Source organism: Halorubrum sp. SP9 (assembly GCF_005435015.1).
In the GTDB taxonomy this organism is placed as follows: domain Archaea; phylum Halobacteriota; class Halobacteria; order Halobacteriales; family Haloferacaceae; genus Halorubrum; species Halorubrum sodomense.
This window is the reverse complement of the sequence record NZ_SGXU01000183.1, coordinates 1-796: the sequence shown is the minus strand read 5'-3', so window position 1 is coordinate 796 and position 796 is coordinate 1. Positions and strand designations below refer to the sequence as shown.

General features: G+C 57.2%; 1 protein-coding gene. It reads left to right on the top strand.

The features are described from left to right. Nucleotides 1–796, top strand: a 796-nt coding sequence (locus EXE45_RS17100) for a glycosyltransferase family 2 protein (RefSeq protein ID WP_137695035.1), incomplete at both ends; no start/stop codon positions are given.

Sequence of the window (796 nt, the reverse complement as noted above, 5' to 3'; positions counted from 1 at the left end):
GATCGTGATGGTATTCTATCTGTACACGACGCTCCGAGACACCCGGCGCGATATTTCGGATCTCTCGCGGAGTTTGTCCGTTACGGAGACGATGACCGAGCCACGAACAGACGGGGGCAATCATCCGATCGCGATCGTGATACCCGCGTACAACGAGGCCGCCAGTATTGAATCAGTCCTCGACGCGCTTCCGGACCACATTCGTGGCTATCCCATTGAGGCGATCGTCGTCTCGGACGGTTCCGACGACGACACCGCGACCCGTGCCGCGGAGGCCGGCGCGAACGTCGCCGAACACCCCATTAATCAGGGACAGGGCGGGGCGCTCCGAACGGGCTTTCTCGTCGCCGAAAAGAAGAACGCGGAAGTCGTCGTCACTATGGACGCTGACGGACAACATCCTGTCGACGAGCTCGAAAACCTCGTCGCCCCCGTGCTTGACGGTGACGCCGATTACGTGATGGGATCGCGGTATCGCGGCGTCGATCACTCCGGGAACGGAGTCGTTCGGCAGTCGGGGATCAAGTTCTTTACATGGCTCATCAATCGGCTCACGAAATCTGAGATCACTGACTGTACGAACGGTTACCGCGCTATTCGAGGATCAGAGATAGGAAAATTAACCCTCACCGAAGAGCGATTCAGTGCGCCTGAGCTGATCATCGAAGCGCGGAAGAACGGGATGCAAATTGAAGAGATTCCTATCGTCATTCAGGAGCGTGAGGCCGGCGAAACAAAGAAGCCGCAGATTAGATATGCGCTCGGACTGACACGGACAGTACTTACGACATGGATT